Source organism: Actinoplanes rectilineatus (assembly GCF_000962825.1).
Classification (GTDB): Bacteria; Actinomycetota; Actinomycetes; order Mycobacteriales; family Micromonosporaceae; genus Actinoplanes; species Actinoplanes rectilineatus.
Genome location: NZ_JZKF01000009.1, coordinates 1 through 26,186, shown reverse-complemented (window position 1 = coordinate 26,186; position 26,186 = coordinate 1). Strand labels below are relative to the sequence as shown.

Here is a 26,186-nt window from a genome sequence, read left to right as displayed (position 1 = left end):
GCTCTCCCATGCGTCACACCCCCCGACCGCTCCGGTGAGCGCCCGTCTACTCATCGGCCCTGTGCTGCGCCGTGTCGTCGACGTGCGCGCCACCCTCTGGCTGGAGACCAGCGCGCCGGCACGGGTGCGGGTCGAGGTGGAGGGCGGCGGCGCCGGCTCCGCCGACACCTTCTCGGCGTACGGGCACCACTACGCGCTCGTCGTCGTGGCCGGCCTGACCCCGGACTCGGCGCACCCCTATCGGGTGTTCCTGGACGATCGTGTGGTGTGGCCCGAGGAGGAGTCGCCGTACCCGGCACCGGTGCTCCGGACCCGGCAGGCCGACGACCACGATCAGCCGGTGAGCCTGCTCTTCGGCTCCTGCCGCGAGGCGACGCCGCAGTCGTCGCGCAAGAAGCTGCCGCCGGACGCGCTGGACGCGTACGCCCGGCGGCTGATGGCCGATCCGCAGGCCCGGCCCGACCAGATCGTCCTGCTCGGCGACCAGGTGTACGCGGACGAGACCTCGGCCCAGGTCCGCAGATATCTGCGCCGTCGCCGGGGTGGTGAGCACCACGGCCCCGAGGACCAGGTCGTCTCCTTCGAGGAGTACACGAAGCTCTATCTGGAGTCCTGGCGTGACCCGGAGGTCCGCTGGCTGCTCTCCACCGTCCCCAGCGTGATGATCTTCGACGATCACGAGATCATCGACGACTGGAACACCTCGGCCTCCTGGCGCGCCGACATCTCCCGGCAGCCCTGGTGGCGGGAACGGATCTCGGCCGGGCTCGCCTCCTACTGGATCTACCAGCACATCGGCAACCTCAGCCCGGACGAGCTGGCCGCCGACCCCCTCTTCCAGAAGGTGACCTCGGTCGACGACGCCACCGACCTGATGCACGACTTCGGGCTGACCGTCGACGAGCCCGAGTCGGCGGAGAACCTCGACCAGCCGTACCAGTGGAGCTTCGCCCTGGACATCGGCCGCACCCGGCTGGTGGTGCTGGACAACCGCTGCAACCGGGTACTCACACCGGGCGCACGGGCCATGCTGCCGGCCAGCGAGTGGTCCTGGTTCCTGGACCGGGCACACGGCGACTACGACCACCTGGTGGTCGGCTCGTCGCTGCCCTGGCTGATGCCGCCCGCCATCCACCACCTGGAGGCGTGGAACGAGCGGATCGCCGAGTCGCCCGACACCCGGACCGCGGCCTTCGGCGAGCAGGTACGCCGGGCCTTCGACCTGGAGCACTGGGCGGCGTTCGGCAAGTCCTTCGACGCGCTGGGCGAACTGTTCCGGCGGCTCGGCGAGGGCGGGCCGGACGCACCGGGACACCGGGTCGGCGCCGGTGGGGCGTACGCGGCCCCGGCCTCGATCAGCGTGCTCTCCGGCGACGTGCACCACTCGTACGTGGCCCGCGCCGACTTCGGGCACGCCATGGCCACCCCGGTCTACCAGTTGACGTGCTCGCCGATCCACAACGCGGTCCCGGCCCCGATGCGCCCGCTGATGCGGGTCGCCTGGTCCCGGGCGGTGGCCCGGATGGTCCGCGGACTGTCCAAGGCGGCCGGTGTCCGCAAACCGGCGATCCGCTGGAAGCGGCGGGCCGGCCCGTACTTCGGCAACGCGGTCGGCACCCTGACCCTGGACGGCGTCAAGGCCACCGCCCGGATCGAGGGCACCAGCACCGACGGTGACCTGTTCGACGTGGCGGCCGTCTCGTACCACCCCTGAAACCGGTGGCGGGCACCCGCGGCGCTGGTCCAGGATGTCGAGTTGTGACTTCCTGGACCGCGCCCGAGGCGCACCGTGTCGATGAACCGCTGACCGGCGACGAGCGCGCCATGCTCCAGGGCTGGCTGGACTGGCACCGGCAGACCCTGGTCGGCAAGTGCGCCGGCCTCACCGCCGAGCAGCTGCGGACCGCCGCCGTCGAGCCGTCGAACCTGACCCTGCTCGGCCTGCTCCGGCACATGACCGACGTCGAGCGGGCCTGGTTCCGCCAGCGCGCGGCCGACAACCCGGACCTGCCGGACCTCTACGGCACCCCGGAGCAGCCGGACGCCGACTTCGAGAACGTGGCGACCGCCGACGCCGCCGCGGATCACGCCGCCTTCCTGGCGGAGCTGCCGCTGGCCGACGCCGCGGTGGCCGGCCTGCCGCTGGAGGCCGAGTTCATCAACCCCCGGGGCAAGACGATGAGCGTGCGCTGGGTCTACCTGCACATGATCGAGGAGTACGCCCGGCACAACGGTCACGCCGACCTGCTGCGCGAACGCATCGACGGCGTGACCGGGGACTGAGTCAGGCCGGCAGGTCGAGGACCTTACGCAGGTACGGCACGTGTTCCGGCCCGGTCCAGCGATAACCGGACATCTTCGCCGACCGGGCTCCGGCGACCACGCGGTCGTCGTCGTCCACCACCAGCACGTGCTTGGGCAGCTGGCCGAGCTGCTCGCAGGCCTTCTCGAAGTACTCCGGGGCCGGCTTGTGCACCTTGAGCTCCCAGGAGCTGAGCACCAGGTCGACCTCGCCGGTCAGGCCGAGGTCGTCGAGGTCGCCGCGCAGCCGGTCGGTGGCGTTGGTGGCCAGGGCGACCGGCCGCCCGGCGGCCCGCACCTCGCGCACGAAGGCCAGCGCCTCCGGGTCCACCTCGCCGCGGTACGCCTGCCAGGCCGCCACGGCCGCGGTCGAGGCCGCCTCGTCCAGCGGCAGCCGGTCGGCCACCAGTTTCATCCACTCGGCGTCGGTGATCTCACCGGCCATCGCCGGCCGGTAGATGTCCCACGACATCGACGTCTCGAGCAGCGAGGCGGGCTTGAGCCCGTACTCGATCTCGACGGCGATCATCGGGGCCGGGTCCCAGCGGCGCAGCACACCGTCCAGGTCGATCATCAAGGCCCGGGCGCGGTCGCGCATAAGCTGTCTTACTCCTCTTCGCGGTTGAGGCGCTGGCTGATCACCTGGGTGACGCCGGCGCGCATCGTGACGCCGTAGAGGGCGTCCGCAACCTCCATCGTCCGCTTCTGGTGCGTGATGATGAGCAGCTGACTCTTCTCCCTCAACTGCTGGAAAAGGGTAATCAACCGGCCCAGGTTGACATCGTCGAGGGCCGCCTCGACCTCGTCCATGATGTAGAAGGGCGAGGGACGGGCCCGGAAGATGGCGCAGAGCATGGCGACCGCGGTCAGCGAACGCTCGCCGCCGGAGAGCAGCGACAGCCGCTTGATCTTCTTGCCCGGCGGGCGGGCCTCGACCTCGACGCCGGTGGTGAGCATGTCGTCGGGGTCGGTCAGGATCAACCGGCCCTCACCACCCGGGAACAGCACCTGGAAGACCTGCTGGAACTCGCGGGCGGTGTCCTCGAACGCCGACGCGAAGACCTCGAGGATCCGGTCGTCGACGTCCTTGACCACGGTGAGCAGGTCCTTGCGGGTGGCCTTGAGGTCCTCCAGCTGGTCGCTGAGGAACTTGTAGCGCTCCTCCAACGCCGCGAACTCCTCGAGCGCCAGCGGGTTGACCTTGCCGAGCAGGGTCAGGTCACGTTCCGCCTTGTTGGCCCGCTTCTCCTGGGTGGGCCGGTGGAACGGCACCGGATCGGGAACCGGTTTGCCGTCCTTCTCGGCCGCCGCGACGTCGGCCTGGGTCGGCGGCACCGGCTGCTCCGGGCCGTACTCGTTGATCAGGGTCTCGACGTCGAGGGAGAAGTCCTCGGCGGCCTTGGCCTCCAGCTGCTCGATGCGCATCCGCTGCTCGGCGCGGGCCATCTCGTCGCGGTGCACCTCGCTGGTCAGCCGTTCGAGCTCGGCGACCAGGCGCTTGGCGGTGGCCCGGACCTCCTGCAGCTCGGCTTCACGGCTGGTGCGGGCCTGGGCCAGTTCGTCGCGGTGCTCGACCGCGGCGGCCAGCGAGACGGCGACGTGTTCCAGGGCGGCGGACGCGCCGAGGGCGACCGCGCGGGCGATCTCGGCGCCCCGGGCCCGGGCGGCCCGGCGGGCGGCGGCACGTTCCCGGGCCTGGCGTTCCGCGGTGGCCTGGCGCAGCAGCGAATCGGCGCGGCCGGCGATCGAGGAGACCCGCTCCTCGGCGGTACGCACCGCGAGCCGGACCTCCATCTCGTTCTGCCGGGACTGCGGGACGGTGGCGGCGAGCTGGTCGCGTTCCTCGGTGGAGGGTTCCTCGTCGATCGGGGTGTCCTCGGCCAGCCGCAGCCGTTCCTCCAGCTCGGCGACCCGGATCAGGTCGGCTTCCCGGGCGGCCTCGGCCTTCTGCCGGGAGGCGCCGAGACGTTCGCTCTCCGCCTTGGCCGACCGGGCGGCGGCACCCAGCTCGGCGAGCCGGCGGGCGGCGGCGTTGCGTTCGCCCTCGGCGGCCCGTTTGGCCTGCGCGGCGACCGTGACGGCCTGTTTGAGCTCGGCCACCTCGGCCCGGGCCGCGCCGAGTTGCTCCTTGAGTTCGGCGATCGCCTGTTCGGCGGCGGCCCGCTTGGCCTTGGCCTCGTCGACCGCTGCCTGCACCTCGATGTAGCTGGTGGCCTTCGCCGAACCGCCGGCCGCCGCGAACGTGCCCAGCACGTCGCCCTCCGGGGTGACCGCGCGCAGCTCGCCGTTGGCGGCGATCAGCGCCGCGGCGGCGGTCAGGTCCGGGACCAGCACCACGTCGCGCAGTGCGCGCAGCAGCGCCGGACGGATCTGCTCGGGGCAGTCGACCACCTCGGGCGCCCAGACGGCGCCCTCGGGCAGCTCCGGGCGCAGCGTCGCGAGCGGGCCCTGCATGCCCGGTCCGGCCGGGGCGGCGATTACCAGCTCGGCGCGGCCGGCATCAGAGATCTTGAGGGTACGCACGGCTTCGATCGCCTCGTCGACGCCGGAGAGCGCCACACCGTCCGCGAGACCGCCGAGCGCCGCCGCCAGGGCGACCTCGTGCCCCGGTCGTACCGTCAGCAGTGAGGCCAGGCTGCCGAGCAGTCCGGGCACCTGACCCGCCCGGGCGAGCAGGGCCCCGGCGCCGTCCTTGCGTTTGAGGCCGAGCGCCAGCGCCTCCTCGCGTGCCTTCCAGCTCGCGGCGTCCTTCTCCGCGGCGCGTTCCGCGTCGGAGAGCTCCCGGACCACCGCGGCGGCCCGGTCGTGCGCGGCGACCGCCTCGTCGTGCCGGGCGTCCAGGTCGGCGTTGTCCCGGTCGGCCTCGGACGTCTCGTCGGCCACCAGGTCGACCTCGGCCTGTGCCGCCTCGGCCCGCATCAGGGCGTCGGTGTGCGCCGCGGCGAGCCGTTCGATCTCCTCGTCGGCGCTGGTGGTGCGGGCCCGGGCCGCGTTCACGTTGCCGGTCAGCTTGGCCAGGCCCTCACGACGGTCGGCGATCGCCTTGGCGGCCGTCCGCAGCGCGCCCTCGGCCGCGGCCAGCTGGCGTTCCAGGTCCTGGCGGTACTCCACCGCTTCGGCCAGGCGCATCTGGTCGTCGGTGAGGGCCTCGCGCAGCTCCTCCTCCTGCTCGCGGATCCGCTCGGCCTCGGCTTCGAGCATCTCCGGGTCGCGGCCGGGCCGCTCGTCGTCGGGGGTGGCCGCGAGATGCCGCAGGCGCTCGGTGGCCAGCTGCTCGGTGGAGCGGAACCGCTCCTGCAGGGCGGACAGTTTGTACCAGGTGTCCTGGGCGGCCTGCAGCAGTGGCGCGTCCTCGGCGTGGGCCGCCTCCAGGTCGGCCAGCCAGCGCTGGACCTCGCGGTTCTCCTCCTCGACCTGCTGGCGGCGCTCCCGCATCGCCGACTCGTCGGCGATCTCCTTGTCCAGGGTGCCGCGCAGCGTGAAGAGGTCGTCGGCGAGCAGCCGGAGCCGGGCGTCGCGCAGGTCGGCCTGGATGCCGGCCGCGCGGCGGGCCACCTCGGCCTGCTTGCCGAGCGGTTTGAGTTGACGCCGCAGCTCGTGGGTGAGGTCACCGAGCCGGTTCAGGTTGACCTGCATCGCGTCGAGCTTGCGGACCGCCTTCTCTTTGCGTTTGCGGTGCTTGAGGACGCCGGCCGCCTCCTCGATGAAGGAGCGGCGGTCCTCCGGTTTGGCGTGCAGCATCGCGTCCAGCCGGCCCTGGCCGACGATGATGTGCATCTCACGGCCGATGCCGGAGTCGCTGAGCAGCTCCTGGATGTCGAGCAGCCGGCAGGTGTTGCCGTTGATCTCGTATTCGCTGGCGCCGTCGCGGAACATCCGGCGGGTGATCGAGACCTCGGTGTACTCGATCGGGAGGGCGCCGTCCTTGTTGTCGATGGTCAGGGTCACCTCGGCGCGGCCCAGCGGCGCGCGGCCGGCGGTGCCGGCGAAGATGACGTCCTCCATCTTCCCGCCCCGCAACGCCTTCGCGCCCTGTTCGCCCAGCACCCAGGCGATGGCGTCGACGACGTTGGACTTGCCGGAGCCGTTCGGGCCCACCACGCAGGTGATGCCCGGCTCCAGCCGCAACGTGGTGGCGGACGCGAAGGACTTGAAACCCTTCACCGTCAGGCTCTTGAGATGCACGGATCTCCGGGGGTCGGCGGAACTCTGCTGGTGGCAGGCTACCCGCAGGGAAACGGCGGAGCATGGACACGCCGAGCCCGAACCGGCCGGTGCAACCGGCGGAGCGGGAGAAAAAGCTGCGCGCCGCCACGGATGTGGAGGCGCGCTCTTTCTTCGGTGCTTCTGTGGAGCGAGGGGATGAACGCCGGGAGGTCACCCCGCGGATCTCACCGGCGATCGGTGAGGCGGATCAGGTCAGGGCGGGCTCGGAGAGCCGCAGAATGTCGTCTGCCTCAGCGGCCGCCGCCGCGAGACGATCATTCTCTGCCCGCAGACGGGTGACCTCGAACTCGAGGGACTGCACCCGGGACCGCAGTCGAGTGACCTCGTCGATGAGGCGCCGATCGGGCGCCGCACCTACGTGGCCGAAGAGGGCCTTCGCCATCGTGACTCCTTGTGACGCGCTGCGTCTCGTTGTTTATGCGTTGCCGGAGATGCCGGCCAACGTGCGCCCAGTGCATACGCGAACACCTGTGCTCACGGGCACGCGAGAGCACAGAAACCCGCCTAGGTGAGCAACGAGCTTCTTAGGTGCAGATGCTCACACCACGAATGAACCGGGGCGTGAGTGGGCGCGACTAGCGACAACTCCATAGTCCGCCGATACCGATCCTCCGTCAAGCCGAGGCCGTGCCGGTTGCCCGCTTGATACTAGTGAAACACGCCACCACCGGTCGTCAGCTGGGCTTATACATCTTCACTCGACCTGTCGATCTCGAAATGCGGACGTTCGCGTGATCATTCCCGGGATCGACGCAGAGTGAATAGACGATCAACGATTCGTTTCCACGCAAGGGAAACGACGTTTCACGATCACTTTCCGCCCAACAGACGCCACCCTTCGGACAAAAACGGGCAAACATGGGCGACAAATTGGGCTAAAAGGTGCGTAATTGTGTCGCCTAGCCGACATGCTCCGGTGACTTCGCCTCGTTGTGTCGTTGCCCCCAGCGTGAATCACACCCCGTCGCGCGAGCGCATCTGTCTCCTCACCGGCGGCGGGTACCCGTACCGGCGGGATGCCCTCGGTGGATGGTGCCGGAGCCTCGTCGAGGGGCTGCGGGCCTTCCGTTTCGAGCTGCTGACCGTCACGGACCGTGAACTACTGTCCGCCCCCGCGTACCCGCTCCCGTTCCATGTCGTCTCCGCGCGCGCCGTCGCGCTCGAACGTGACCCCGGCCGCCAGCGGCGGCGCGGTCCCGCGAGCGACGACGCCGCCGAAGCCGCCGACCTGCTCTGCCGTGGCCTGCTCGGCGACGGCGTCGTCGCGGGCGAGAGATTCGCCGACGGCCTGCGCCGGATATCCCGCCTGACCGGGCGCCCCGGCGGACTGAGCGCCGTCCCCCTCGCCGACGCCCTCGCCGACGCCTGGCGCGGGCACCGGGCCCGCACCGGCCGGCCCGGACTGCCCAAACTCAGCGTGCGTGACGCGCGCACCGCCGCGACCCTGCTGCGGCACGCCATGCGGGCGCTGGCCGTACCGGTGCCCGAGGTGGACCTGGTGCACTGCGTCGGCGGCACCACACCCCTGCTCGCGGCACTCGCCGGGCACTGGCGCACCGGCACGCCCCTGCTGCTCACCGAGGCCCGGGCCGCGGTGCCCCGGCAACGGCCCGCCGAAGACCGGCTCTCCGCCTCGGTGCGCACCGTCCTGCGCCGTTTCCGCACCGCCGTCGCCCGGACCGGCTACGCCGAGGCGGAACTGATCGCGCCGCTCAGCGCGTACCACCACGCCTGGGCCCTCGACCACGGAGCGCAGCCCTCCCGGCTGGTCCCGGTACCGGCCGGCGTCGACCCGGGCCACCACCCGGGCAGCGGCGAGCCGGGACCCGGGCCGACCGTGGTCTGGTCCGGCAGCGGCGGCCCGGACAGCGGCCTGGACCTGCTGCTGGACGCCTTCACCGACGTGCTCGCCGCGATACCCGGCACCGTGCTGCACCTGACCGGCGTCACCCCGGCACACCGGGAGAACTGCCTCACCCGGATCACCGGCCGCGGCCTCGGCGCCGCGGTCCGCATCGAGGCCTCCGCCCGCGCCGGCGACCGGTACACCCCCGGACAGGTCGTCGCGCACGTCCCCGGCCCCGCCGACCCGCCGTACCGGCTGGTCGAGGCGATGCTGTCCGGACGCGGCGTGGTCGGGGTGAACGTCGGGCCGGTCGCCGAGACACTCGGTGACACCGGCGTGGTGGTGCCCGCCGGCGACCCGGAGGAACTGGCCATCGCCGTCGTCGGGATGCTCCGCGACACCGCCCGCCGCCGCGCCCTCGGCGAGGCCGCCCGGCTCCGCGCGCTGCGGCACTTCACCGTCGACCGGGTGGTCGGCGCGTACGGCGCGCTCTACACCGACCTGGCCGCCCCGCCACCGGTCCACTCCTTCGAACTGACCCTCTCCGTCCCGGCGCCGCGCACCACCATGCCGGCCACGGTGCGCTGGCTGACCCGGGAGGCCTGCCCATGACCACCACTGACCGCGGCGGATGGGGCGGCACCACCCGGTCGGCCCGCAACCGCAACCGCCGCCGGCACGCCACCGACCAGACCCACCAGACGCCGTACGGCGACGAACTCGCCCACCCCCGCCGCCGGGGACGGCACGCGGCCGAGGACAGCGGGGTGCACGAGATCCCGGCCTGGAACCCGTGGGCCACCGGGCTCACCCCGGCCGTCGACGGACACGGGTACCACGACCCGGCCTACCGGGCACCGGAACCACAGTGGAACCCGTGGGAGACCGGGCTGGGCGAGGCCATCGGGGACGCCGAGGTGGTGCCCGGGACCAGCGGGCCGTTCGCCGAACCCGGCTGGGACCCGTGGGCCACCCGGACCCAGCCCCGGATCGACCCCGACGGCGACCGGCAGTGGACGCCGCCGGAACGCCCGGGGACGCCGGTGTGGGCCGACGAGGAGCCCGTCCGGCAGCTGCCCGAACCGGTGGCCGAACCGGGCTGGGAGTGGGAGACCGGACTGCGCCGGGTCGTCACCGAGGACGAGCCGGTCACCGGGTACGGGCTGGACCAGCGCTGGAACCCGTGGGAGACCGGACTGGGCGAAGCTGTCCACCACGAGCAGCGGCAGGACTGGGCCGGGCCGGCTCCGGACTGGACGGCGTCGGCCGCGGACTGGACCGGGTCGGCGTCGGACTGGACGGCGTCGGCCGCGGACCCGTACCCGGAATACGAGGGGCCCGCGGAAACCTCTGACGCGAACGAGCGCCCCGGTGACGCGTACCCCCGGGAAAGACCGCAGAGCTCGGGGCGCGCAACGGCCCGGCGCGGCATCCTGGACGCCGCGCTGGTCCGATGTTTCCTCTACCTCGGACCGCTGAGCGTCGCGGTGGCCGCGACCGGCGCGCTGAGCAAGGTCGCCTGGCCGGTCACCGCCGTCATGCTGCTGCTCGGCTGGAGTTCGGCGCAGGCCCTGACCAGCGTGGGAGTGACCGTCGCGCGACGGGCCGGACCCTCGGCGGCGGGGCGGGTGGTCAGCGGCGGATTCGCGGCGGTGACCGGCCTCTGGTGCGCCCTGGTGTGGGTCGCGCCGAGTTCGCTGCTCGGGCCGGACCGGGCGCTCGCCGCGACGGTCGGCATCGGTGGCCTTCTCACCCTGGGCTCGGTGACCGCCGCCCTGGTGACCCGCTCGGAAGGCTCGGTGGCCGCCTGGTTCGTGCCGAGCTGGATGCTGGCGACCGCGGTGCTCGTGGGTTCCGGCGGGGTCGGCTGGGCCGCGCAACTGCCGGTGGAGACCCTCCTGCCGGCCGCGATCGTGGCCGTCGCGATCCGGGCCTTCCGCCCGGCGCTCATCCCGTCCCCGGACCACCGGAGCACCCGGATCACCACCGCGGAACGTAAGCGCGGCGCCTGCTACCTGGTGATCGGCGCCGCCCAGGCGATCTGCGTGGCCCTGCTCTGGCAGGCCTGCCCGGTCGCGACGCCGCTGCTGGTGGCGCTGCCGCTGCTGCTCGCCGTGCCGGTCCTGGAGACCCTGATCACCTGGCACACCGCCCGCATCGACGCCGGCCTCGACTCCGCGGAGACCCCCGCCGAACTGGACCGGCACATCCGCAACATCACCGCGATCACGCTGGCCGGGCTGATGCCGCCGCTCGCCGGTGCGGCCGGTCTGGCGTTCGCCGCCTACCGGCTGCCCTCCGACGCCCGCGGCCTGGTGCTGGTGCTGGCCGCCGGAACCCTGCTCGGCGGGGTCTTCGCCGTCACGTTCCTGCTCGCCGCCCGGACCCGCACCCTGATCGCCGCCGCGCTGTCCGCCCTGCCACCGTTCGCCGCGGTGGTGCTCGCCCTCTTCCCCTCGCCGTCCGGTCCCCTGCCCGCCGCGGTCATCGTGCTCGCGGCCACCCATCTCGCCGGACTGCTCATCGTCGCCCTGACAGCCGCCGACCTCCGGAGGACGCCGTGAAGACCCTGTTCCCCTCGTACGCCCACCCCGCCCCCGAACTGGAGCTGGACACCGACACCTGGATCGTCCGGGACCGCCCCGGCGACCGCCGTACCCTGCACCAGGCCCTCGGGCTGATCGACCTGGACTGGGGCAGCCGGTCACTCGCCGACGTGCTCGCCGACGTGGACACCTGGCGCGCGGACGGGGTGGAGGGACTCTTCCTGGACCGGGCGCCGGCCGGATCCGGCGGGGTCGGGCCGGTGGCGCTGACCGTCCGGCTGGCGGCCCGGCGCGGTCTGCACCGGGTGGTGCTGAACCCGGGCGTGCCGACCCACCCGCTCTACCGCGACCTGGGTGTCCGGATCTGCACCTTCGACGGGGACTGGGAGGCGTACCAGAGCTGGGACGGCGACGGAACCCGGCCGGGTGACGGGCACCTGGTGCACGGGGTGCCCACCGCGATGCTGACCGCGGCACGGCGGCTGATGGGCCGCCGGGGCGCCGGGTTCGGGCTGGCGACCGACGTCAGCCCGTTCCTGAGCGCGGCGGCGGCGTCGTCAGCCGGTCGCGGCGCGCACGCCGCCGACTGACCGGGGACGCGGCTGGCACCGAGGACAGCTGAACGAGGAGCGGTTCATGAACTGCTCCCGCCGGATGGCCGTGCCGCACCGGGGGCAGGGCTCGTTCTCCCGGCCGTACGCGTTCAGCGACCGGTCGAAGTAGCCGCTCTCCCCGTTCACGTTGACGTAGAGCTCGTCGAAGCTGGTCCCGCCGGCCGTGATCGCCTCGCCGAGCACGTCGCGCACGTGCTGGAGCAGCCGGGTCACGGCCGGCCCGGTCAGCTGGTCGGTGGGCCGCACGCCGTGCAGCTTCGAGCGCCACAACACCTCGTCGGCGTAGATGTTGCCCACCCCGGAGATCAGCGTCTGGTCGAGCAGGGCCCGCTTGATCTCGGTGTGCCGCCCGCGCAGCCGGGCCGAGAACGCCGCGTCGTCGAAGAGCGGGTCCATCGGATCCCGGGCGATGTGCGAGATCTCGGCGGGCAGCTCGGCGCCGCCCTCGGAGACCGCCAGGCCGCCGAACGTGCGCTGGTCGACGAAGCGCAGCTGGGGACCGCCGTCGGTGAAGCTGAACCGGATCCGCAGGTGCTTCTCGTCGGCCGCCTCGGCCGGCTGCATCAGCAGTTGACCGCTCATCCCGAGGTGCCCGACGATCGCGTCGCCGGAGTCCAGCGGGAACCACAGGTACTTGCCACGCCGGGCGATGTCCAGGATGGTCCGGCCGGTCAGCACCGCGACGAAGTGCCCGTCGCCGGGCAGGTGCCGGCGGATCGCACGGGGGTGGTGCACCTCGACGCCGGCGATGGTGCGGCCGGCCACCCACTTGGCCAGGCCCATGCGGACGGTCTCGACCTCGGGAAGCTCGGGCACGGGGGTGTCCCTCTCTTACAAGGTGTAGGGCCAGACGGTGACGAGATAGGCGCCGAACCAGAGGCCGAAGACGGCCCAGGCGGCGATCGACAGGACAGCCACCCGGGGCCGGGCCTTGGCGGCGGCCAGCACGGCCGGGAGCAGGGTCAAGAGTACGGGCAGCAGCAGCCGCGGCTTGGAATGGTAGAAGCCGGCCTGCCCGTAGACCAGGATCATGGCGACCACGCCGTAGACCGCGAGCGGCGGCCACGGCCTGCCGAGCAGGGCGATCACCGCGGCGGCGAGCGCGACCAGCAGCATCCACGCCATGCTCACCGGGATCCAGCCGTCGCCTGTGCTCAGCGAGGTGCGCAGGAACTCGAACGTGCTGTGACCGAAGTCGAACGAGGTGCCCCAGCCCGCGGTCTGGATCCGGAACCAGGCGTCCATGTCGCCGACCCGCAGCGCCACCCAGCCGAGGAAGAGCGGCACACCGGAGAGCGCGACGGCCGCGGCGGTCAGCGGCTGCCACATCTGCCGGCGGTCCGCCCGGATCGCCATCACGGCGGCCACCGCCAGGCCCAGGGCCGCGGCCGCGCCGGTCGGCCGGCTCAGCGCGGTGAGCAGGCCGAGCAGCCCGGCCGCCCACCACACCCGGCGGTGCGCGGCCACGAACATCCCGGCCACCAGGGCCAGGAAGATGCTTTCCGAGTACGCCATGGAGAGCACCACCGAGACCGGCGCGGAGCAGCAGATCGCCACCAGCGCCCAGCCCGCCCGCTTGCTGTACAGGCTGGTCCCGAGCAGGTGCAGGGCGACCGCCGCGCCGATCGAGGCCAGCCAGGCGATACCGACCGCGGCCACCGACGGGTCGACGCCGAGCGCGGCGCCGAACCGGATCAGCATCGGGTAGACCGGGAAGAACGCCAGCTCGTTGGCCTCCAGCGTGCCGTCGGCGGCGTACGTGTAGCCGGTCGGGTAGCCGTCCATCGCCACCCGCAGGAACCAGCCGCCGTCCCACACCAGCAGACGCTGCCAGAGACCGCCGTCCCCGGTCGACGCGCCGCCCAGCCACCAGATCATGAACAGCTGGCCGACCCGGGTCAGCCCGAGCAGCCCGACCGCGGTGAGTACACCCGGCCAGGCGCCGGCCGCGTCCCAGAGGCGGGTCGGCTCCCGCCCGGTCGTCTCCTCCTCGGCGGCCGTGGCGGTCATGCCGGCTCGACGCTCTCCGAGGCCACCGCCTTCTCCGCCTCCTCGGCCCGCTCGGTCAGCGTGCGCCAGGCGGCCGCGGCGGCCCGCTGCTCGGCCTGCTTCTTGCTGCGGCCCTCGGAACCGCCGAACCGGTCGCCGGCGACGACCACCCAGGCGGTGAACGTCTTGGCGTGGTCCGGGCCGGAGTCCTCGATCTCGTAGTCCGGCACGCCCAGGCCGAGTGCGGCGGTCAGCTCCTGGAGGCTGGTCTTCCAGTCCAGCGCCGCGCCGCGGCCGGCCGACTCGGCCATCAGCGGGTCGAACAGCCGGTGGATCACCTCGCCGGCGATCTCCAGACCGTGCTCCAGGTAGATCGCGCCGAGCAGGGCCTCCAGCGTGTCCGCCAGGATGCTCGCCTTGTCCCGGCCGCCGGTGGTCTCCTCGCCCTTGCCGAGCAGCAGGTACGGCCCGAGACCGGTGGGCCCCAGACCGCGGGCCACGTCGGCCAGCGCATGCATGTTCACCACGCTGGCCCGTAGCTTGGCGAGCTGGCCCTCGGGCAGGTCGGGGTGGTTGTGGAAGAGCGCGGACGTGATCACGACGCCGAGCACCGAGTCGCCCAGGAACTCCAGGCGCTCGTTGGTGGGCAGGCCGCCGTTCTCGTACGCGTACGACCGGTGGGTGAGCGCCCGTTCCAGGAGTTCGGCACCGAACGGCACGCCGAACGACTCCTCGAGAGGCGCGGTGGACGGGCGACGACGTTTATCCATCATGTGATACCTCGCTGTACCTCAGCAGATCGGCGATAGCCGCGACCGAGGCGCGGCGATGCAGGTCGGCCGCGAAGGCGATGCCCGCGGCCAGATCAGATCCGGTGGCCGCGCCGTGACAGACCACGACCGTGCCGGCGACACCGAGCAGCAGCGCGGCCCGGGGCGGCAGTTCGGTGTCCGGATTCGGCGAGCCGACCAGGGCGTAACCGGTTTCCAGGCCCTTCAGAAGGACGTTTCCGGTGAAGCCGTCGGTCACCACGACGTCGGCCGCGGCACCGAGCACGACGTCACCGCCCTCGACCAGGCCGGCGTACCGGGCGCCGGCGGGCAGGGGGCGGGTGGCGAGCAACGGGGGGAGAGCGCGGCGCAGGCGGTCGCCCTTGCCGGGTTCACTGCCGATGGTGAGCAGACCCACACGCGGGGCGGTGACCTGGTTCACGACGGAGGCGTACGCGGCACCCAGCCGGGCGTGCATGACGAGGGTCTCCTCGTCCGGGTCGACGGTCGAGCCGACGTCGAGGAGCACGAGACGGCCGGACCGGGTGGGCAGCACCGCGGCCAGCGGGGGCCGGCGGACACCGGGCCAGCGGCCCAGTTCACGAGCGGCGGAGATCACCGTCGCGGCGGTGTCCCCGGCGGAGACGAGCGCGTCGGCGCCGCCCTCGGCGACCACCTTGACCGCCGAGCGGACGGTGTCCGCCGCGGTCGGGACGGTGGTGATCCGGCGACGGTCGGCCGGTGAGAGGGCAGAGAGAACCGCGTCGGCGGCCTTGGCCGGACCGACGAGGGTCAGGTGAAGGGACGGATCGGCCTGACAGGCGCGTAGAGCGCCGTCAACCACGACGGCGGGAGCTTGGTCCCCGCCGAGGAGGTCGACGGCGATCCGCGCGGTGCCAGGCTCCCCGACAGTCCGCTGTCCGGGAGCCGTGGCACCGGTGGTTCGCCACCGTTCGGGCACGACCCGCCCGAAGATCGGGCGAGTCACGCGCGACGTCAGACCTCGAGGACCTGACGGCCGTTGTAGGTGCCGCAGACCGAGCAAGCGGTGTGCGGCAGCTTCGGCGACTTGCACTGGGGGCAGGCCACGGTCGAAACCGCGGTCGCCTTCCAGTTCGCCCGGCGCGAGCGGGTGTTGCTGCGCGACATCTTGCGCTTGGGGACGGCCACGGTTCCTACTCCTCAATGACGATCTTGCGGGTGTTGCGGCGGAGCCGCCTCAGACTACTCAGCCGGGAGATTGCGCAAAGCGGCCCAGCGGGGATCCACGTCCTCATGGCTGTGGTCAGCCGGGAGGTCGTCGAAGTGCACCCCGCACTCGGGGCACAGCCCAGGGCAGTCGGTCCGGCAGAGCGGATTGGTCGGCAGGGTCAGCACCACCGCGTCCCGGACCACCGGTTCCAGGTCGATCAGGTCGCCCTGCATCCGGCCCACCTCGTCCTCGTCGGTGGTCTCCTCGGTGGTGCTGTCCTCGTAGGCGAACAACTCCGCGATGGAGACCTCGAACTGCTTGTCGATCTCGTTGAGGCATCGACCGCACTCGCCGGAGAGCGAGCCACGCACGGTGCCGCTGACGTAGACGCCCTCGGAGACCGACGTCAGGCTCAGATCGAGCGTGAGGTCGGACCCCTCGAGGACTGAGATCAACTCAAGGCCGAGGTCCGCCGGGGCCGGGGCCACCCGATTCAGGGCACGCGTCGCACCAGGCTGTCGCGGGAGCTTCGTCGTGTCGACGACCAGCGGCTGCCTGGGGTCCAGGTGCTTCTGCGGTGACTTGGGCATCGTGATTCCTCAGCCATGGGTAGGCCGACCGAAAACATTACCTGAGCTTGCTGGACGTCGTCGAATCGGGCTGCTTGTCAGAACGGAAGGGGGCGCTCCGCGTCCTCACCCTGGAAGGTTCCGATCTCGCGCAGCGCGTGCATCTTGTCACGGCCGCGTTCGATCGAGGCCAGCGCCCGGGTCAGGAACTGCTCGAAGTTGGCCAGGGCGGTGTCGACGTAGTCGTCGACCTCCTCCCGCAGGCGCTGCGCCTCGGTCCTCGCCTCGGCGACGATCCGGGCACCCTCGTGCTCGGCGGAGACGGTGATCTCGTTGACCGAGACCAGGCGGGCGTGCTCGCCCTCACCCTCGTTGATGATCCGGTCCGCCTCACGGCGGCCGGCCTCGATGATCCGGTCACGCTCGTCGAGGACCGCCGCGGCCTTGCGCAGCTCGGACGGGAGCTCGGAACGGAGGATCTCGAGCCGATCGATCATTTCCGCACGGTCGAACATGAAATTCGTCCGTGACATCGGAACGGAACGCGCCTCCTGGACGAAATCAATCATCTCGTCGATACGGTCGAGCGGATCCACCGGCGCCTCTCTCCTGTCGTCTCCCGTCCCACCGCTGCTTCACACGGCGTGGTCCGATCACGTTACTGCGTGACCGCCGCCGCTGTTTCCGGCGCGCCGGGCGTGCCTAGTTCTGCTTCAGGCGGTTGATCAGGCGTTCCCGCACCGGGTCGGGCAGGTACGCGGACGCGTCCCCACCCCACTTGACCACGTCCTTGACCAGACTGGACGAGAGGAAGGAGTAGAGCGGATTGGTCGGCATGAACAGGGTCTCCACTCCGGAGAGCCCGATGTTCATCTGCGCCATCTGCAACTCGTAATCGAAGTCACTGACCGCGCGCAGACCTTTCACCACCACGGCCGCGCCCTGGTCACGGCAGAAATCCACCAGAAGGCCGTGGAACGCGGCGACACGGACGTTGCCGTACTCGGCGGTCGCCTCGCGCAGCATCTCCAGCCGTTCCTCGATGGTGAACAGACCGGTCTTCGACTGATTGATCAGGACTCCGATGATGACCTCGTCGAAGAGCCGGCTGGCTCGTCCCACGATGTCGAGATGCCCGTTGGTGACCGGGTCGAAGGAGCCTGGACACACCGCTCGTCTCATGATCGGCGACCGTACCAAAGAGTGGTCTCGCCGTAACGCCGGGTGCGCTCCTCCTCGAGGCCGTCCACCCAGGTCATCGGCCCGGTTCGCTTGGATCGCTCGAAGATGACGACGGCGTCCTCGGCCAGCCATCCATTGATCACCAGCTGTTCCTGGAGCGACTGGATCTCGTCGCTGCCCAGGGCGTACGGCGGGTCGGCGAAGACCACGTCGTACGGGCCGCCGTCCGGCGGGCCGGCCAGCACCTGCAAAACCTTGCCGGTCGCCAGCCGGGCGGACGGACCGACCCGCAGGGTGGCGATGTTGTCCCGGATCACCCGTGCGGCTTTGGCATCGGATTCCACCAGAAGAGTGTGCGCCGCACCCCGGGAGAGCGCCTCCAGGCCGACCGCGCCGGATCCCGCGTAGAGATCGGCGAACCGCGCACCGGAGATTTCCGTCAATGTCTCCAGAGAGGAGAAGAAGGCCTCACGGACGCGGTCCGATGTGGGCCGGGTCCCGGCACCGGGCGGGGCCGCGAGACGACGGCCGCCGTGGGTGCCCGCGATAATCCTGGTCATCACAGGGGACGCTACTTGACCACCCCGGCAGAGCCACTCTCGAGTGAACATTTCCCTCGTCATGGCCACAACGCGCAACGGTACCGTCCCGTTCGGTGGAGCAAAGATCTCAGCTTGGTCACAACTATCTAAGTGCGCGCTGGGACATTTCTTTGATCTCGAGGAATGGCTAGGGTCAACCTCCGTTGCGGACGATACGGCCCCGGGTCGACCGTCCGCCGACGACGCGGGGAGGCGTCGTCGCGGGTTCTCGCTTACCGTCCACCAGCGACAGCCGGCCGTCTCCTCACGTCCTCTTGACCCCCATGTCACAGGAGAAGGCGTGAACCTGTCTCAATCCCCGCTCCGTCGCGCGGCCGGGCTGGCCGCCGGCGCCGTCCTCGGTTTGGCCGGCGTCGCCGTCGTTGCCACCCCCGCGTTCGCCACCGACGCCAGCATCGCCAAGAACGCCTGGTGTGACACCGCCCAGGGCGACTGGGTCGTCGAGTGGACCGTCACCGGCAACGCGCCCGAGGGTGTGAACAACTTCCGCTTCAAGTCGGTCGACGCCGCCGTCGGCAACGGCAAGCCGGGCGGCGAGAAGCCGGTCGACTTCGACGGCTTCAAGGTGACGGAGGACTTCGCCAACCCGGCGAACACCCCCATCACCGCCCAGCAGCGGGTCAAGGCCGACAAGAAGTACGCGCGCCTGACCGTGGTCACCGAGTTCGACAACGGCCACACCGTGCTGCCCGCCTCGGACACCGCCTACTTCGACGGCACCTGCGGCAAGACGCCGGAGAGCCCGTCGCCGAGCCCGAGCGAGTCGGACGAGCCGTCGCCGCAGCCGAGCGTCTCCGAGTCGACCAGCCCGGAGCCGTCCGAGTCCACCTCGACCACGGCCTCCCCCACCCCGAGCGCCAGCGAGACCCCGGACAGCCCGCTGCCGGACAGCCTCCCGGGTGAGCCCGAGCCGATCTTCGAGGTCACCTGCACCACGATGACCATCGGGTTCGACAACCCCGAGGACAGCATCGCGATCAAGCTGCACTACAAGACCAGCAAGGGCGAGGAGCGCGACCTCACCATCGCCCCGGGCGAGAAGAAGAGCGAGACCTTCAGCGCGACCGAGGGCTTCTCGATCGACCTCACCATCGCGGTGACCTACGAGGGCGAGTCGTTCTCCGAGACCGTCACGATCCCCTACGAGTACGACGGTGAGTGCGACGGTGGCTCGGGTGGCGGCCTGCCCGTCACCGGTGCGGCCGCCGGTGGCATCGCCGCCGGTGCCGCCGGTCTCCTCGCCGTCGGTGGCGTCCTGTTCTTCATGGCCCGCCGCCGCAAGGTGAACTTCACCGCCTGATCTCGCAGGTAGCACCACCTCAGTAACACGGCACCTCACAGGGCGCGCCGACCACCAATCGGCGCGCCCTGCTCGTTCCCCTCTTCTGGAGTGCCCACAAAAATATGAACACCATCCCCCGCATCCACCGAGCTGCTGCCGTTGCGGCCGGTGTCCTCCTCGGCCTGACCGGCCTGGTGGGCATCGCCTCCCCGGCGTCCGCCACCACCACCTGCGTCCAGCCCGCGGACGCCAAGTACCAGCACACCTTCAACGGCCCGGCGGGCACCGCGAGCATCGAACTGCTCAACGGCCCGCTCTGCGCCGAGCAGTCGTTCACGCTGGTCTCCTACACCGCCCCGTCGGCACGGTTCGCCACCCCGCAGCACGTGCTCGACACCTCGGTGAAGAAGTTCGAGCCCGCCACCGCGGCCAAGCTCCAGTCGAACAAGCTGGAGTTCCAGGTCGAGGTCCCGCAGTGCTTCACCCAGGTCGACTTCGTCTTCGGTGACACGGTCATCAACCCGCTCACCGACTCGAGCGACCGCTACGGCAACCGCAAGGTCGGCGAAGAGGGCAGCAAGCCCGGCAACCAGTCGACCGCCGTCCCGGGCAACCCGCAGCACGCGTACTACAACGGCGGCTCGGGCACCTGCAAGGCCGAGCCGGCCGTCGAGGCCCTGTCCGACTGTGACGGCAACGTCGCGCTGAAGCTGATCAACCGCAGCACCTTCAGCTCGTCGTTCAGCATCGCCGCCGCCGACGGCTTCACCACCACCGAGAAGCTCGCGGCCCGCGCGGAGCCGAAGACCGTCGTCATCCCGGCCGCCAACGCCAAGGGCATCGTGGTGAACTCCGGTGACAAGGAGCTGTACCGCGGCGAGTGGACCAAGCCCGAGGACTGCAAGACCGTCGAGGCGCCCACCCCCGAGGCCTCCGTGGTCCAGGCCTGCGAGGGTCTCGGCTTCACCGTCACCAACCCGGCCGAGGGCAAGGACCTGACCGTCACCTTCACCCCGAACAAGGGCGACGCGCAGACCGTCACCGTGGCACCGGGCAAGACCGAGAACGTGGCCTTCGTCGGCTCCGAGGGCCTCAAGGTCAAGGTCGAGGGTGACCTGGACGCGCTGAAGGGCGAGGTCGTCTGGACCAAGCCGGCGAACTGCGGCGAGACCACCCTGCCGCCGGTCACCCCGGCCGCCGAGACCTCCCCGTCGCCGAGCACCCCGGCCGAGGAGACCCCGAGCGAGGAGACGACCCCCAGCGAGTCGCCGTCGACCACCCCGGTCGCGACCACCCCGGTCAGTGACGACGAGAGCCTGCCGCTGACCGGCGCCGCCGCCGGTGGCATCGCCGGTGGGGCGGCCCTGCTGCTCATCGTCGGCGTCGGCCTGTTCTTCATGGCCCGTCGCCGCAAGGTGAACTTCACCGCCTGATACACGCGGGGAACCGCCTGATAGACGCACGGAGGAAGGCGCGCCGGTCCGCGGGGGCCGGCGCGCCTTTCGTCATCCCTTTTCGAGGAACTCGGCGCGATCCGGGTCGACCAGCGCGGCGACCGAGGCCGCCAGCGCCGGATGCCGGGACAGATCGGGGTCGTCGCCGACCAGCTCGGACGCCTCGGCCCGGGCCTCCTTGATGAGTTTCTCGTCCCGGATCAGCGACAGCAGCCGCAGATGCGAATGCTTGCCGGACTGCGACGCGCCCAGCACGTCACCCTCGCGGCGCTGCTCCAGGTCGATCTCGGAGAGCTTGAAGCCGTCCGTGGTGGAGGCCACCGCGTCCAGGCGTTCCCGGGCGGCCGACCCCTCGGCCGACTCGGTGTGCAGCAGGCAGATGCCGGGTGCGGAACCCCGGCCGACCCGTCCGCGCAACTGGTGCAGCTGGGACACCCCGAACCGGTCGGCATCCATGATCAGCATGACCGTGGAGTTCGGCACGTCCACGCCGACCTCGATCACCGTGGTCGCCACCAGGACGTCCAGGTCGCCGGCCGCGAACGTCCGCATCACCGCGTCCTTCTCGTCCGGCGGCATCTTGCCGTGCAGCATGCCGATCCGCAGACCCTTGAGGTATTTCTCCTCGAGCAGCGGCAACACCTCGGTGACGGCCAGCGGCGGCCGGCGGGCGGGCTCGTTGTCCGGCGGCGGGGCGTCCTCGTCCTCCGGCCCGTCACCGATCCGTGGGCACACCACGTACGCCTGATGCCCGGCCCGCACCTCCTCGCGGATCCGCACCCAGGCCCGGTCCAGATAGGCCGGTTTGTCCATCGCCGGGATCACATGCGACGCGATCGGCGAACGTCCCCGCGGCAACTGCGACAACACGGACGTCTCCAGGTCGCCGTAGACGGTCATCGCCACCGTCCGCGGAATCGGCGTGGCCGTCATCACCAGCACGTGCGGCGGCCGCGACGCCTTCGCGCGCAGGGCGTCCCGCTGCTCCACACCGAACCGGTGCTGCTCGTCGACCACCACCAGGCCGAGATCGCGGAAGTCGACTCCCTCGTACAACAGGGCATGCGTGCCCACGACGATGCCGGCGCTCCCGTCCGCGAGCTCGGCCAGCGCGGCACGCCGGGCCTTCGCCCCCAGCGAACCGGTGACCAGGGTCAACCGGGTGCCCGCCGGATCGCCGTCCAGTTCACCGGCCCGGCCCAGCGCACCCAACTGGGCACTGATGCCCCGGAAATGCTGCACCGCGAGCACCTCGGTCGGCGCCAGCAGCGCGGCCTGCCCGCCGGCGTCCACCACCTGCAGCATCGCGCGCACCGACACCAGCGTCTTGCCGGAACCCACCTCACCCTGCAACAACCGGTGCATCGGATGCGGCCGGGACAGATCCGCCGCGATCTCCTCGCCGACCGCCCGCTGCCCCTCGGTCAACTCGTAGGGCAGCCCGGCGTCGAACTTCGCCAGCAACCCCTCCCCGGCGTTCTCCCCGCGAGGCCGTGCGGTGCCGGGCGCTGCCGCGGCCCGCGCTTTCCGCTGCACGAGAGTCAGCTGTACGGCAAAGGCCTCGTCCCATTTCAGCCGGTGTTTCGCCTTGTACAGCGCCTCGTCGGAGCTCGGCCGGTGGATCTCCCGCAACGCCGTCCCGATGCCGCCCAGGTTCCGTTTCGCCCGGACCGCGGCCGGCATCGGATCGTCCGGCGGTTCGAACGTCTCCAGCAGCTTCGCCACCGCCTTCGCGATCGTCCACGTCGGCACCGCGGCCGCCGCCGGGTACACCGGGATCATCGCCCCGGCGAACTCCTCGATCTCGGCGGCCGCATCGTCCTGCGTGGCGTCCGCGGCAAGCAGCTGATAGGCCGGGCCGTTCAGCTGACGCTTCCCCCGGAAATCGGTGACCTTGCCGGCGAACAGTCCCCAGACGCCCTTGCGCAACTCCCGCTCACGCCACGCCTGATTGAAGAACGTGCAGGTCAACGTGGCCCCGGAACCATCACCGATGGTCACCTCGAGCATGTTGCCCTTGCGCGCCCGCATCGGCTTGACGGCGATCCCCTGCACCTGCGCCAGCACGGTGACCTGCTCGTCGATCTCCAGACGGCGCAGGTCGGTGTGCTCGCCGCGCTCGTCGTACCTCCTCGGGAAGTGATAGATCAGGTCGCCCGCGGTGTGCAGGTCCAGGTGGGTGGCGAAGTCCTTGGCCTGCTTCGCGCTCAGCACCTCGGTCAACGGGGTGTCGGTCGTGGTCATTCGACTCCTGCCAACAGGTGGTAACGGGGCTGACCGCCCGCATAACACTGCAACTCGATGAACGGCCACGTCCGGTGGACGTGACCGCGCAGGCTCTCGCCCAGCTCCGGTGGGGCGTCCGCGCCGAGCACCAGGGTGACCAGCTCACCGCCGCCGCCGAGCATCCGGTCCAGCAGCCGGTGGCTCACCTCGGTCGGATCGGTGCCGATGACGTGCACCTCACCGTCGACCAGACCGAGCAGGTCACCGGCACGGCACGGACCGGCGACGGTGAACGAGTCACGCTGGGCGGTGCACACCTCGCCGTACCGGCACGCCCCGGCCGCCTCGGCCATGGCGATCACGTCGTCGGCGAACGGCCGCTGGTCGTCCCGGACGGCGAGCGCGGCCAGCGCCTGCACCGGCGAGCGGGTGGGCACGACGCTGACCCGGATGCCCTCGCCGTCGGCCTCCCGGGCTGCGGAGACGGCCACCGCATGCGTGTTCGCGTCGTTGGGCAGCAGCACGACGGTCCCGGCGCCGGTGGCCCGGATCGCGGCGAGGATCTCGGCGGTGGACGGATTGCGTTCGACGACGGTGGCGCCCTCCGCCTCGAACAGCGCGGTGAGCCCGTCACCGGTGGCGACGACGACCGCGCCACGGGCGTCACGGTCCGGGCGTCTCTCCTCCAGAGCGGAGATCTTCAACTGGTACGGGCGACCGGCCTCGATCCCCGCCTCGACGGCGGGACCGATGTCCGTGACGTGGACGTGCACATGCCACGTGGGCGGATCGCCGTCGCCGGTCCCGACGACGACGAGCGAGTCCCCGAGGCCGTCGAGGACGGTCCGCAGCCGGGCGACGCTCTCCTCGGTGGCGTCCAGTAGGTATTGAACCTCGTACGCCACCTCGCCGGCCGCCGCGTGGTGGTGTGGCACGGCTGCTCCCGGCGGCCGGCCAGACGGTCTTTCGGCGGCGGTCCTCATGTCGGTGGTCTCCTCGGTGACCACCGCCACCAAGGCGTCCAGCAGCAGGCAGAGGCCACGGCCGCCGGCGTCCACGACTCCGGCGCGGGCCAGCACCGGCAGTTGCTGCGGGGTGCGGGCCAGCGCCTCCGACGCCGCGGCCGCCGCCGCCCGGGCCACCGCCACCAGGTCGTCCGACTTGATCCGGCCGGCGCCCTCGGCCGCGGCCGCCACCACCGAGAGGACCGTGCCCTCGACCGGCCGGGCCACCGCCGCGTAGGCGGCCTCCGTCGCCGTGCGCAGCGCCCCGGCCAGCTCGACGCCGCGGACCGCGACCGACGCCGCGAACGAGTCGGCCATCCCGCGCAGTATCTGCGACACGATCACGCCGGAGTTGCCGCGCGCACCGAGCAGGGCGCCCCGGGCCATCAGCCGCATCAGACGGCCGGCGGGTCCCGCCCTCGGCTCCTCCGGTGGCTCCTGCCACATCCCGGAAGCGTCCCGGTCACCCGATCCGGATCCGTCCGACCGGGAAGTGATCACCTGCACATCCGGGGCCGCGGCCAGCGCATCGTGGGCGGCGACCATGGTCAGGACCAGGTTGGTGCCGGTGTCACCGTCCGGCACGGGGTACACATTCAGCTCGTCGATCTCGTGCTGATGCGCGCGGAGGGAGGCCAGCCCACCGTCGCACCAGCGGCGTACCGCGGCGGCATCGAGGGTGTCCAGCACGCGAAAAGCGTACTAACCACCCCCGACAATCGCCGGGCACGCACCCTGACCGGGGGCGATTGGCTGTTCTCCGGTGGCATCGGGTAGCCTTGCCGGGTTGCCTGGACGATGTGTTTTGCTGGGCGCCCCGATTTTTTGGATCAGGTCAGTTTTCGTTTCAAACCCAGGAGTATCCCGTGGCTAGCGTTTGCGACGTCTGTGGCAAGGGGCCGGGCTTCGGCCACAACGTGTCCCACTCGCACCGGCGGACCAACCGCCGCTGGAACCCGAACATCCAGTCGGTTCGCACCCCGGCCGGTGGCGGCACGACCAAGAAGCTCAAGGTCTGCACCTCGTGCATCAAGGCCGGCAAGGTCGTGCGCGCCTGACCTGAGCCTCGAGCTCACTGTTTGTACGTGTAGCCGCTCCTCCCTCCGGGGATGGGCGGCTACACGCATCTCCGCCTTCTCCACAAGTTATCCACAGCCCCACCCGGCGCTCCCGCCCAGTCGGCAGCATCACCGGTCATGTCCCCCGAACTGGCAGCGGTCATGTCCCGCGAACTCCACGACCTGCTGCACCGCCAGGACCATGTGCTGAGCCGTGACCAGGCCCTACGCCACTTCACCGCTCCGATGATCGAACGTCGCCTCGCCGTCGGCCGCTGGCAGTCACCGCACCGTGCCGTCTACGTGACCCACGCCGGCCCCGTCCTACGCCGCGCCCACCTGTGGATCGCCGTCCTGGGCACCCTCGCCGGCCGTCAAGCCTGGCTCGGTGGCCTCACCTCACTCGAACTGTCCGGGTTCCGCGGCTTCGACGACACGCAGATCCACGTACTGCTGCCCGACCGGGGTTTCGCACCCCGCCGAGTGCCGACGGGGGTCGTGGCCCACCGCACGATCGTCCCGGCCGGCTTCGACCCGCAACCCGACGGGCGCCCACCGTCGACGGCACCCGCCCGTTCACTGGTCGACGCCGCACAGTGGCAGCCTTCCTCGCGTCGCGCGTGGGCGATCGTCAGCGCCGGCCTGCAGCAACGCCTGACCCACATCGACGCGATCAGATCAGTGCTGTCCGCGCTCCCCCGCGCCCGCCATCACGCCGCAATGACGGAAGCGCTCGACTGCGCAGCCGGCGGCGCACAGTCGCTCCCCGAAGCCGACTTCCTCCGACTGTGCCGCAGGGCGGGCCTGCCGACGCCGGTGCTCCAGCAGACCCGCCGGGATGCCACCGGCCGGCGGCGCTACCTCGACGCCTACTTCCCGGAACACCGTCTCCACATCGAGGTGGACGGCAGCCACCACATGGACGTTCAGCAGTGGTGGGCCGACATGCGACGCCAGAACGCGCTGTGGCTCCCCGGCGACCGGGTGCTGCGTTTCCCCGCCTGGGCAATCCGCCACCACCCCGAAGACGTGATCAGCCAACTGAAGGCCGCCCTCTCCCACTCCCCTCCCCACTAACCCACCACGCCACGCCCCGCCCCGCCCCGCCCCGTAGATCTTGGTGCGCTACCCATCGCGGGCGGTGGCCAACGCACCAAGATCGGCGAACCGAACCACACGGGGCGAGACGAAGGCGGAACGCGAGCAGATCTTGGTGCACTACCCATCGCCGGCAACGATCAACGCACCAAGATCGCCGAACCGAGACGAGGCCGGACGAGACAAGGCCGGACGAGACAAGGCAGGACGCGACAAGGCACACCCC

23 protein-coding genes are annotated in these 26,186 nt (G+C 71.3%); 9 read left to right on the top strand and 14 right to left on the bottom strand.

Annotated elements, in window-relative coordinates; translation table 11 throughout:
* Nucleotides 1–34: 34 nt before the first annotated feature.
* Nucleotides 35–1,714: an alkaline phosphatase D family protein gene (locus WH85_RS09590; protein ID WP_045741408.1), complete on the top strand. Its 1,680-nt coding sequence runs from the start codon at nt 35–37 to the stop codon at nt 1,712–1,714.
* Nucleotides 1,715–1,824: 110 nt separating this feature from the next.
* Entirely contained in the window at nt 1,825–2,283 is a 459-nt protein-coding gene (locus WH85_RS09585; RefSeq protein ID WP_083448909.1) for a DinB family protein, read from the top strand.
* Between the two features lies 1 nt (nt 2,284).
* Here the strand turns inward: WH85_RS09585 and WH85_RS09580 are convergent, their stop codons facing one another.
* The 3 genes from WH85_RS09580 to WH85_RS09570 form a co-directional block, all read right to left on the bottom strand.
* Nucleotides 2,285–2,899, bottom strand: a complete 615-nt coding sequence (locus tag WH85_RS09580) for an HAD family hydrolase (protein WP_045741406.1) — start codon at nt 2,897–2,899, stop codon at nt 2,285–2,287.
* 8 nt (nt 2,900–2,907) lie between these two features.
* On the bottom strand, nt 2,908–6,486 hold the full coding sequence (smc, locus tag WH85_RS09575) for a chromosome segregation protein SMC (protein WP_045741405.1): 3,579 nt from the start codon (nt 6,484–6,486) through the stop codon (nt 2,908–2,910).
* A gap of 229 nt (nt 6,487–6,715) precedes the next feature.
* Nucleotides 6,716–6,910 carry a hypothetical protein gene (locus tag WH85_RS09570; RefSeq protein ID WP_045741404.1) on the bottom strand — a complete coding sequence of 65 codons (195 nt, stop codon included), beginning with the start codon at nt 6,908–6,910 and terminating at the stop codon, nt 6,716–6,718.
* 567 nt (nt 6,911–7,477) lie between these two features.
* On the opposite strand from WH85_RS09570, the gene WH85_RS09565 reads away from it, so the two are divergent.
* The 3 genes from WH85_RS09565 to WH85_RS09555 are packed head-to-tail and all read left to right on the top strand — an operon-like array spanning nt 7,478 to nt 11,510.
* Nucleotides 7,478–8,986, top strand: coding sequence for a DUF3492 domain-containing protein (locus WH85_RS09565; protein ID WP_045741403.1), 1,509 nt, complete (start codon nt 7,478–7,480; stop codon nt 8,984–8,986).
* A complete protein-coding gene (locus WH85_RS52825; RefSeq protein WP_245673873.1) occupies nt 8,983–10,938 on the top strand; it encodes a hypothetical protein in 1,956 nt (651 codons plus the stop codon). Before WH85_RS09565 ends, WH85_RS52825 begins: the two co-directional genes overlap by 4 nt.
* Nucleotides 10,935–11,510 carry a spherulation-specific family 4 protein gene (locus WH85_RS09555; protein WP_045741402.1) on the top strand — a complete coding sequence of 192 codons (576 nt, stop codon included), beginning with the start codon at nt 10,935–10,937 and terminating at the stop codon, nt 11,508–11,510. Before WH85_RS52825 ends, WH85_RS09555 begins: the two co-directional genes overlap by 4 nt.
* On the opposite strand, the gene mutM is transcribed toward WH85_RS09555, so the two are convergent.
* From mutM to rsmD, 9 genes are all read right to left on the bottom strand, one after another.
* Nucleotides 11,478–12,350, bottom strand: coding sequence for a bifunctional DNA-formamidopyrimidine glycosylase/DNA-(apurinic or apyrimidinic site) lyase (gene mutM / locus WH85_RS09550; protein WP_045741401.1), 873 nt, complete (start codon nt 12,348–12,350; stop codon nt 11,478–11,480). The two genes, WH85_RS09555 and mutM, sit on opposite strands and share 33 nt — an antisense overlap.
* Before the next feature lie 15 nt (nt 12,351–12,365).
* On the bottom strand, nt 12,366–13,544 hold the full coding sequence (locus WH85_RS09545; RefSeq protein ID WP_052720279.1) for a mannosyltransferase family protein: 1,179 nt from the start codon (nt 13,542–13,544) through the stop codon (nt 12,366–12,368).
* On the bottom strand, nt 13,541–14,296 hold the full coding sequence (gene rnc / locus WH85_RS09540) for a ribonuclease III (protein WP_045741400.1): 756 nt from the start codon (nt 14,294–14,296) through the stop codon (nt 13,541–13,543). The genes WH85_RS09545 and rnc overlap by 4 nt, the downstream gene beginning before the upstream one ends.
* On the bottom strand, nt 14,286–15,254 hold the full coding sequence (locus WH85_RS09535) for a fatty acid synthesis plsX protein (protein ID WP_045741399.1): 969 nt from the start codon (nt 15,252–15,254) through the stop codon (nt 14,286–14,288). The genes rnc and WH85_RS09535 overlap by 11 nt, the downstream gene beginning before the upstream one ends.
* 35 nt (nt 15,255–15,289) lie before the next feature.
* Complete coding sequence (rpmF, locus tag WH85_RS09530; RefSeq protein WP_014694262.1) at nt 15,290–15,463, bottom strand: 50S ribosomal protein L32; 174 nt, start codon at nt 15,461–15,463, stop codon at nt 15,290–15,292.
* A 54-nt stretch (nt 15,464–15,517) separates the two neighbouring features.
* On the bottom strand, nt 15,518–16,075 hold the full coding sequence (locus WH85_RS09525) for a YceD family protein (RefSeq protein WP_045741398.1): 558 nt from the start codon (nt 16,073–16,075) through the stop codon (nt 15,518–15,520).
* 77 nt (nt 16,076–16,152) lie between these two features.
* Complete coding sequence (locus WH85_RS09520) at nt 16,153–16,650, bottom strand: SPFH domain-containing protein (protein ID WP_045741397.1); 498 nt, start codon at nt 16,648–16,650, stop codon at nt 16,153–16,155.
* Between the two features lie 106 nt (nt 16,651–16,756).
* Nucleotides 16,757–17,236 (bottom strand): pantetheine-phosphate adenylyltransferase, encoded by a 480-nt coding sequence (gene coaD / locus WH85_RS09515; protein ID WP_045741396.1) that lies wholly within the window; start codon nt 17,234–17,236, stop codon nt 16,757–16,759.
* Nucleotides 17,233–17,796: a 16S rRNA (guanine(966)-N(2))-methyltransferase RsmD gene (gene rsmD, locus WH85_RS09510; RefSeq protein WP_045741395.1), complete on the bottom strand. Its 564-nt coding sequence runs from the start codon at nt 17,794–17,796 to the stop codon at nt 17,233–17,235. The genes coaD and rsmD overlap by 4 nt, the downstream gene beginning before the upstream one ends.
* A 322-nt stretch (nt 17,797–18,118) precedes the next feature.
* Here rsmD and WH85_RS09505 point away from each other — a divergent pair, with 322 nt between their 5' ends.
* Both WH85_RS09505 and WH85_RS52820 read left to right on the top strand, forming a co-directional pair.
* Nucleotides 18,119–19,138, top strand: a complete 1,020-nt coding sequence (locus WH85_RS09505) for an LPXTG cell wall anchor domain-containing protein (RefSeq protein ID WP_045741394.1) — start codon at nt 18,119–18,121, stop codon at nt 19,136–19,138.
* 104 nt (nt 19,139–19,242) lie between these two features.
* Nucleotides 19,243–20,553 (top strand): hypothetical protein, encoded by a 1,311-nt coding sequence (locus WH85_RS52820; protein WP_045741393.1) that lies wholly within the window; start codon nt 19,243–19,245, stop codon nt 20,551–20,553.
* 72 nt (nt 20,554–20,625) lie between these two features.
* On the opposite strand, the gene recG is transcribed toward WH85_RS52820, so the two are convergent.
* The gene (gene recG, locus WH85_RS09495; RefSeq protein WP_045741392.1) at nt 20,626–22,818 is read right to left on the bottom strand and encodes an ATP-dependent DNA helicase RecG; all 2,193 of its coding nucleotides are present in this window, start codon (nt 22,816–22,818) and stop codon (nt 20,626–20,628) included.
* A complete protein-coding gene (locus WH85_RS09490; RefSeq protein ID WP_045741391.1) occupies nt 22,815–24,494 on the bottom strand; it encodes a DAK2 domain-containing protein in 1,680 nt (559 codons plus the stop codon). The genes recG and WH85_RS09490 overlap by 4 nt, the downstream gene beginning before the upstream one ends.
* A 176-nt stretch (nt 24,495–24,670) precedes the next feature.
* On the opposite strand from WH85_RS09490, the gene rpmB reads away from it, so the two are divergent.
* A complete protein-coding gene (rpmB, locus tag WH85_RS09485) occupies nt 24,671–24,862 on the top strand; it encodes a 50S ribosomal protein L28 (protein ID WP_026207002.1) in 192 nt (63 codons plus the stop codon).
* A gap of 138 nt (nt 24,863–25,000) precedes the next feature.
* Nucleotides 25,001–25,939 (top strand): endonuclease domain-containing protein, encoded by a 939-nt coding sequence (locus tag WH85_RS09480; protein ID WP_045741390.1) that lies wholly within the window; start codon nt 25,001–25,003, stop codon nt 25,937–25,939.
* Nucleotides 25,940–26,186: the final 247 nt, after the last annotated feature.

Bases quoted from the DNA above. Each gene is read 5' to 3' on its own strand.
- WH85_RS09585 (WP_083448909.1), top strand. From the start codon at position 1,825: ATGCTCCAGGGCTGGCTGGACTGGCACCGGCAGACCCTGGTCGGCAAG.
- WH85_RS09580 (WP_045741406.1), bottom strand. From the start codon at position 2,899: ATGCGCGACCGCGCCCGGGCCTTGATGATCGACCTGGACGGTGTGCTG.
- WH85_RS09570 (WP_045741404.1), bottom strand. From the start codon at position 6,910: ATGGCGAAGGCCCTCTTCGGCCACGTAGGTGCGGCGCCCGATCGGCGC.
- WH85_RS52825 (WP_245673873.1), top strand. From the start codon at position 8,983: ATGACCACCACTGACCGCGGCGGATGGGGCGGCACCACCCGGTCGGCC.
- WH85_RS09545 (WP_052720279.1), bottom strand. From the start codon at position 13,544: ATGACCGCCACGGCCGCCGAGGAGGAGACGACCGGGCGGGAGCCGACC.
- rnc (WP_045741400.1), bottom strand. From the start codon at position 14,296: ATGATGGATAAACGTCGTCGCCCGTCCACCGCGCCTCTCGAGGAGTCG.
- WH85_RS09525 (WP_045741398.1), bottom strand. From the start codon at position 16,075: ATGCCCAAGTCACCGCAGAAGCACCTGGACCCCAGGCAGCCGCTGGTC.
- coaD (WP_045741396.1), bottom strand. From the start codon at position 17,236: ATGAGACGAGCGGTGTGTCCAGGCTCCTTCGACCCGGTCACCAACGGG.
- rsmD (WP_045741395.1), bottom strand. From the start codon at position 17,796: ATGACCAGGATTATCGCGGGCACCCACGGCGGCCGTCGTCTCGCGGCC.
- WH85_RS52820 (WP_045741393.1), top strand. From the start codon at position 19,243: ATGAACACCATCCCCCGCATCCACCGAGCTGCTGCCGTTGCGGCCGGT.
- recG (WP_045741392.1), bottom strand. From the start codon at position 22,818: ATGACCACGACCGACACCCCGTTGACCGAGGTGCTGAGCGCGAAGCAG.
- WH85_RS09480 (WP_045741390.1), top strand. From the start codon at position 25,001: ATGTCCCCCGAACTGGCAGCGGTCATGTCCCGCGAACTCCACGACCTG.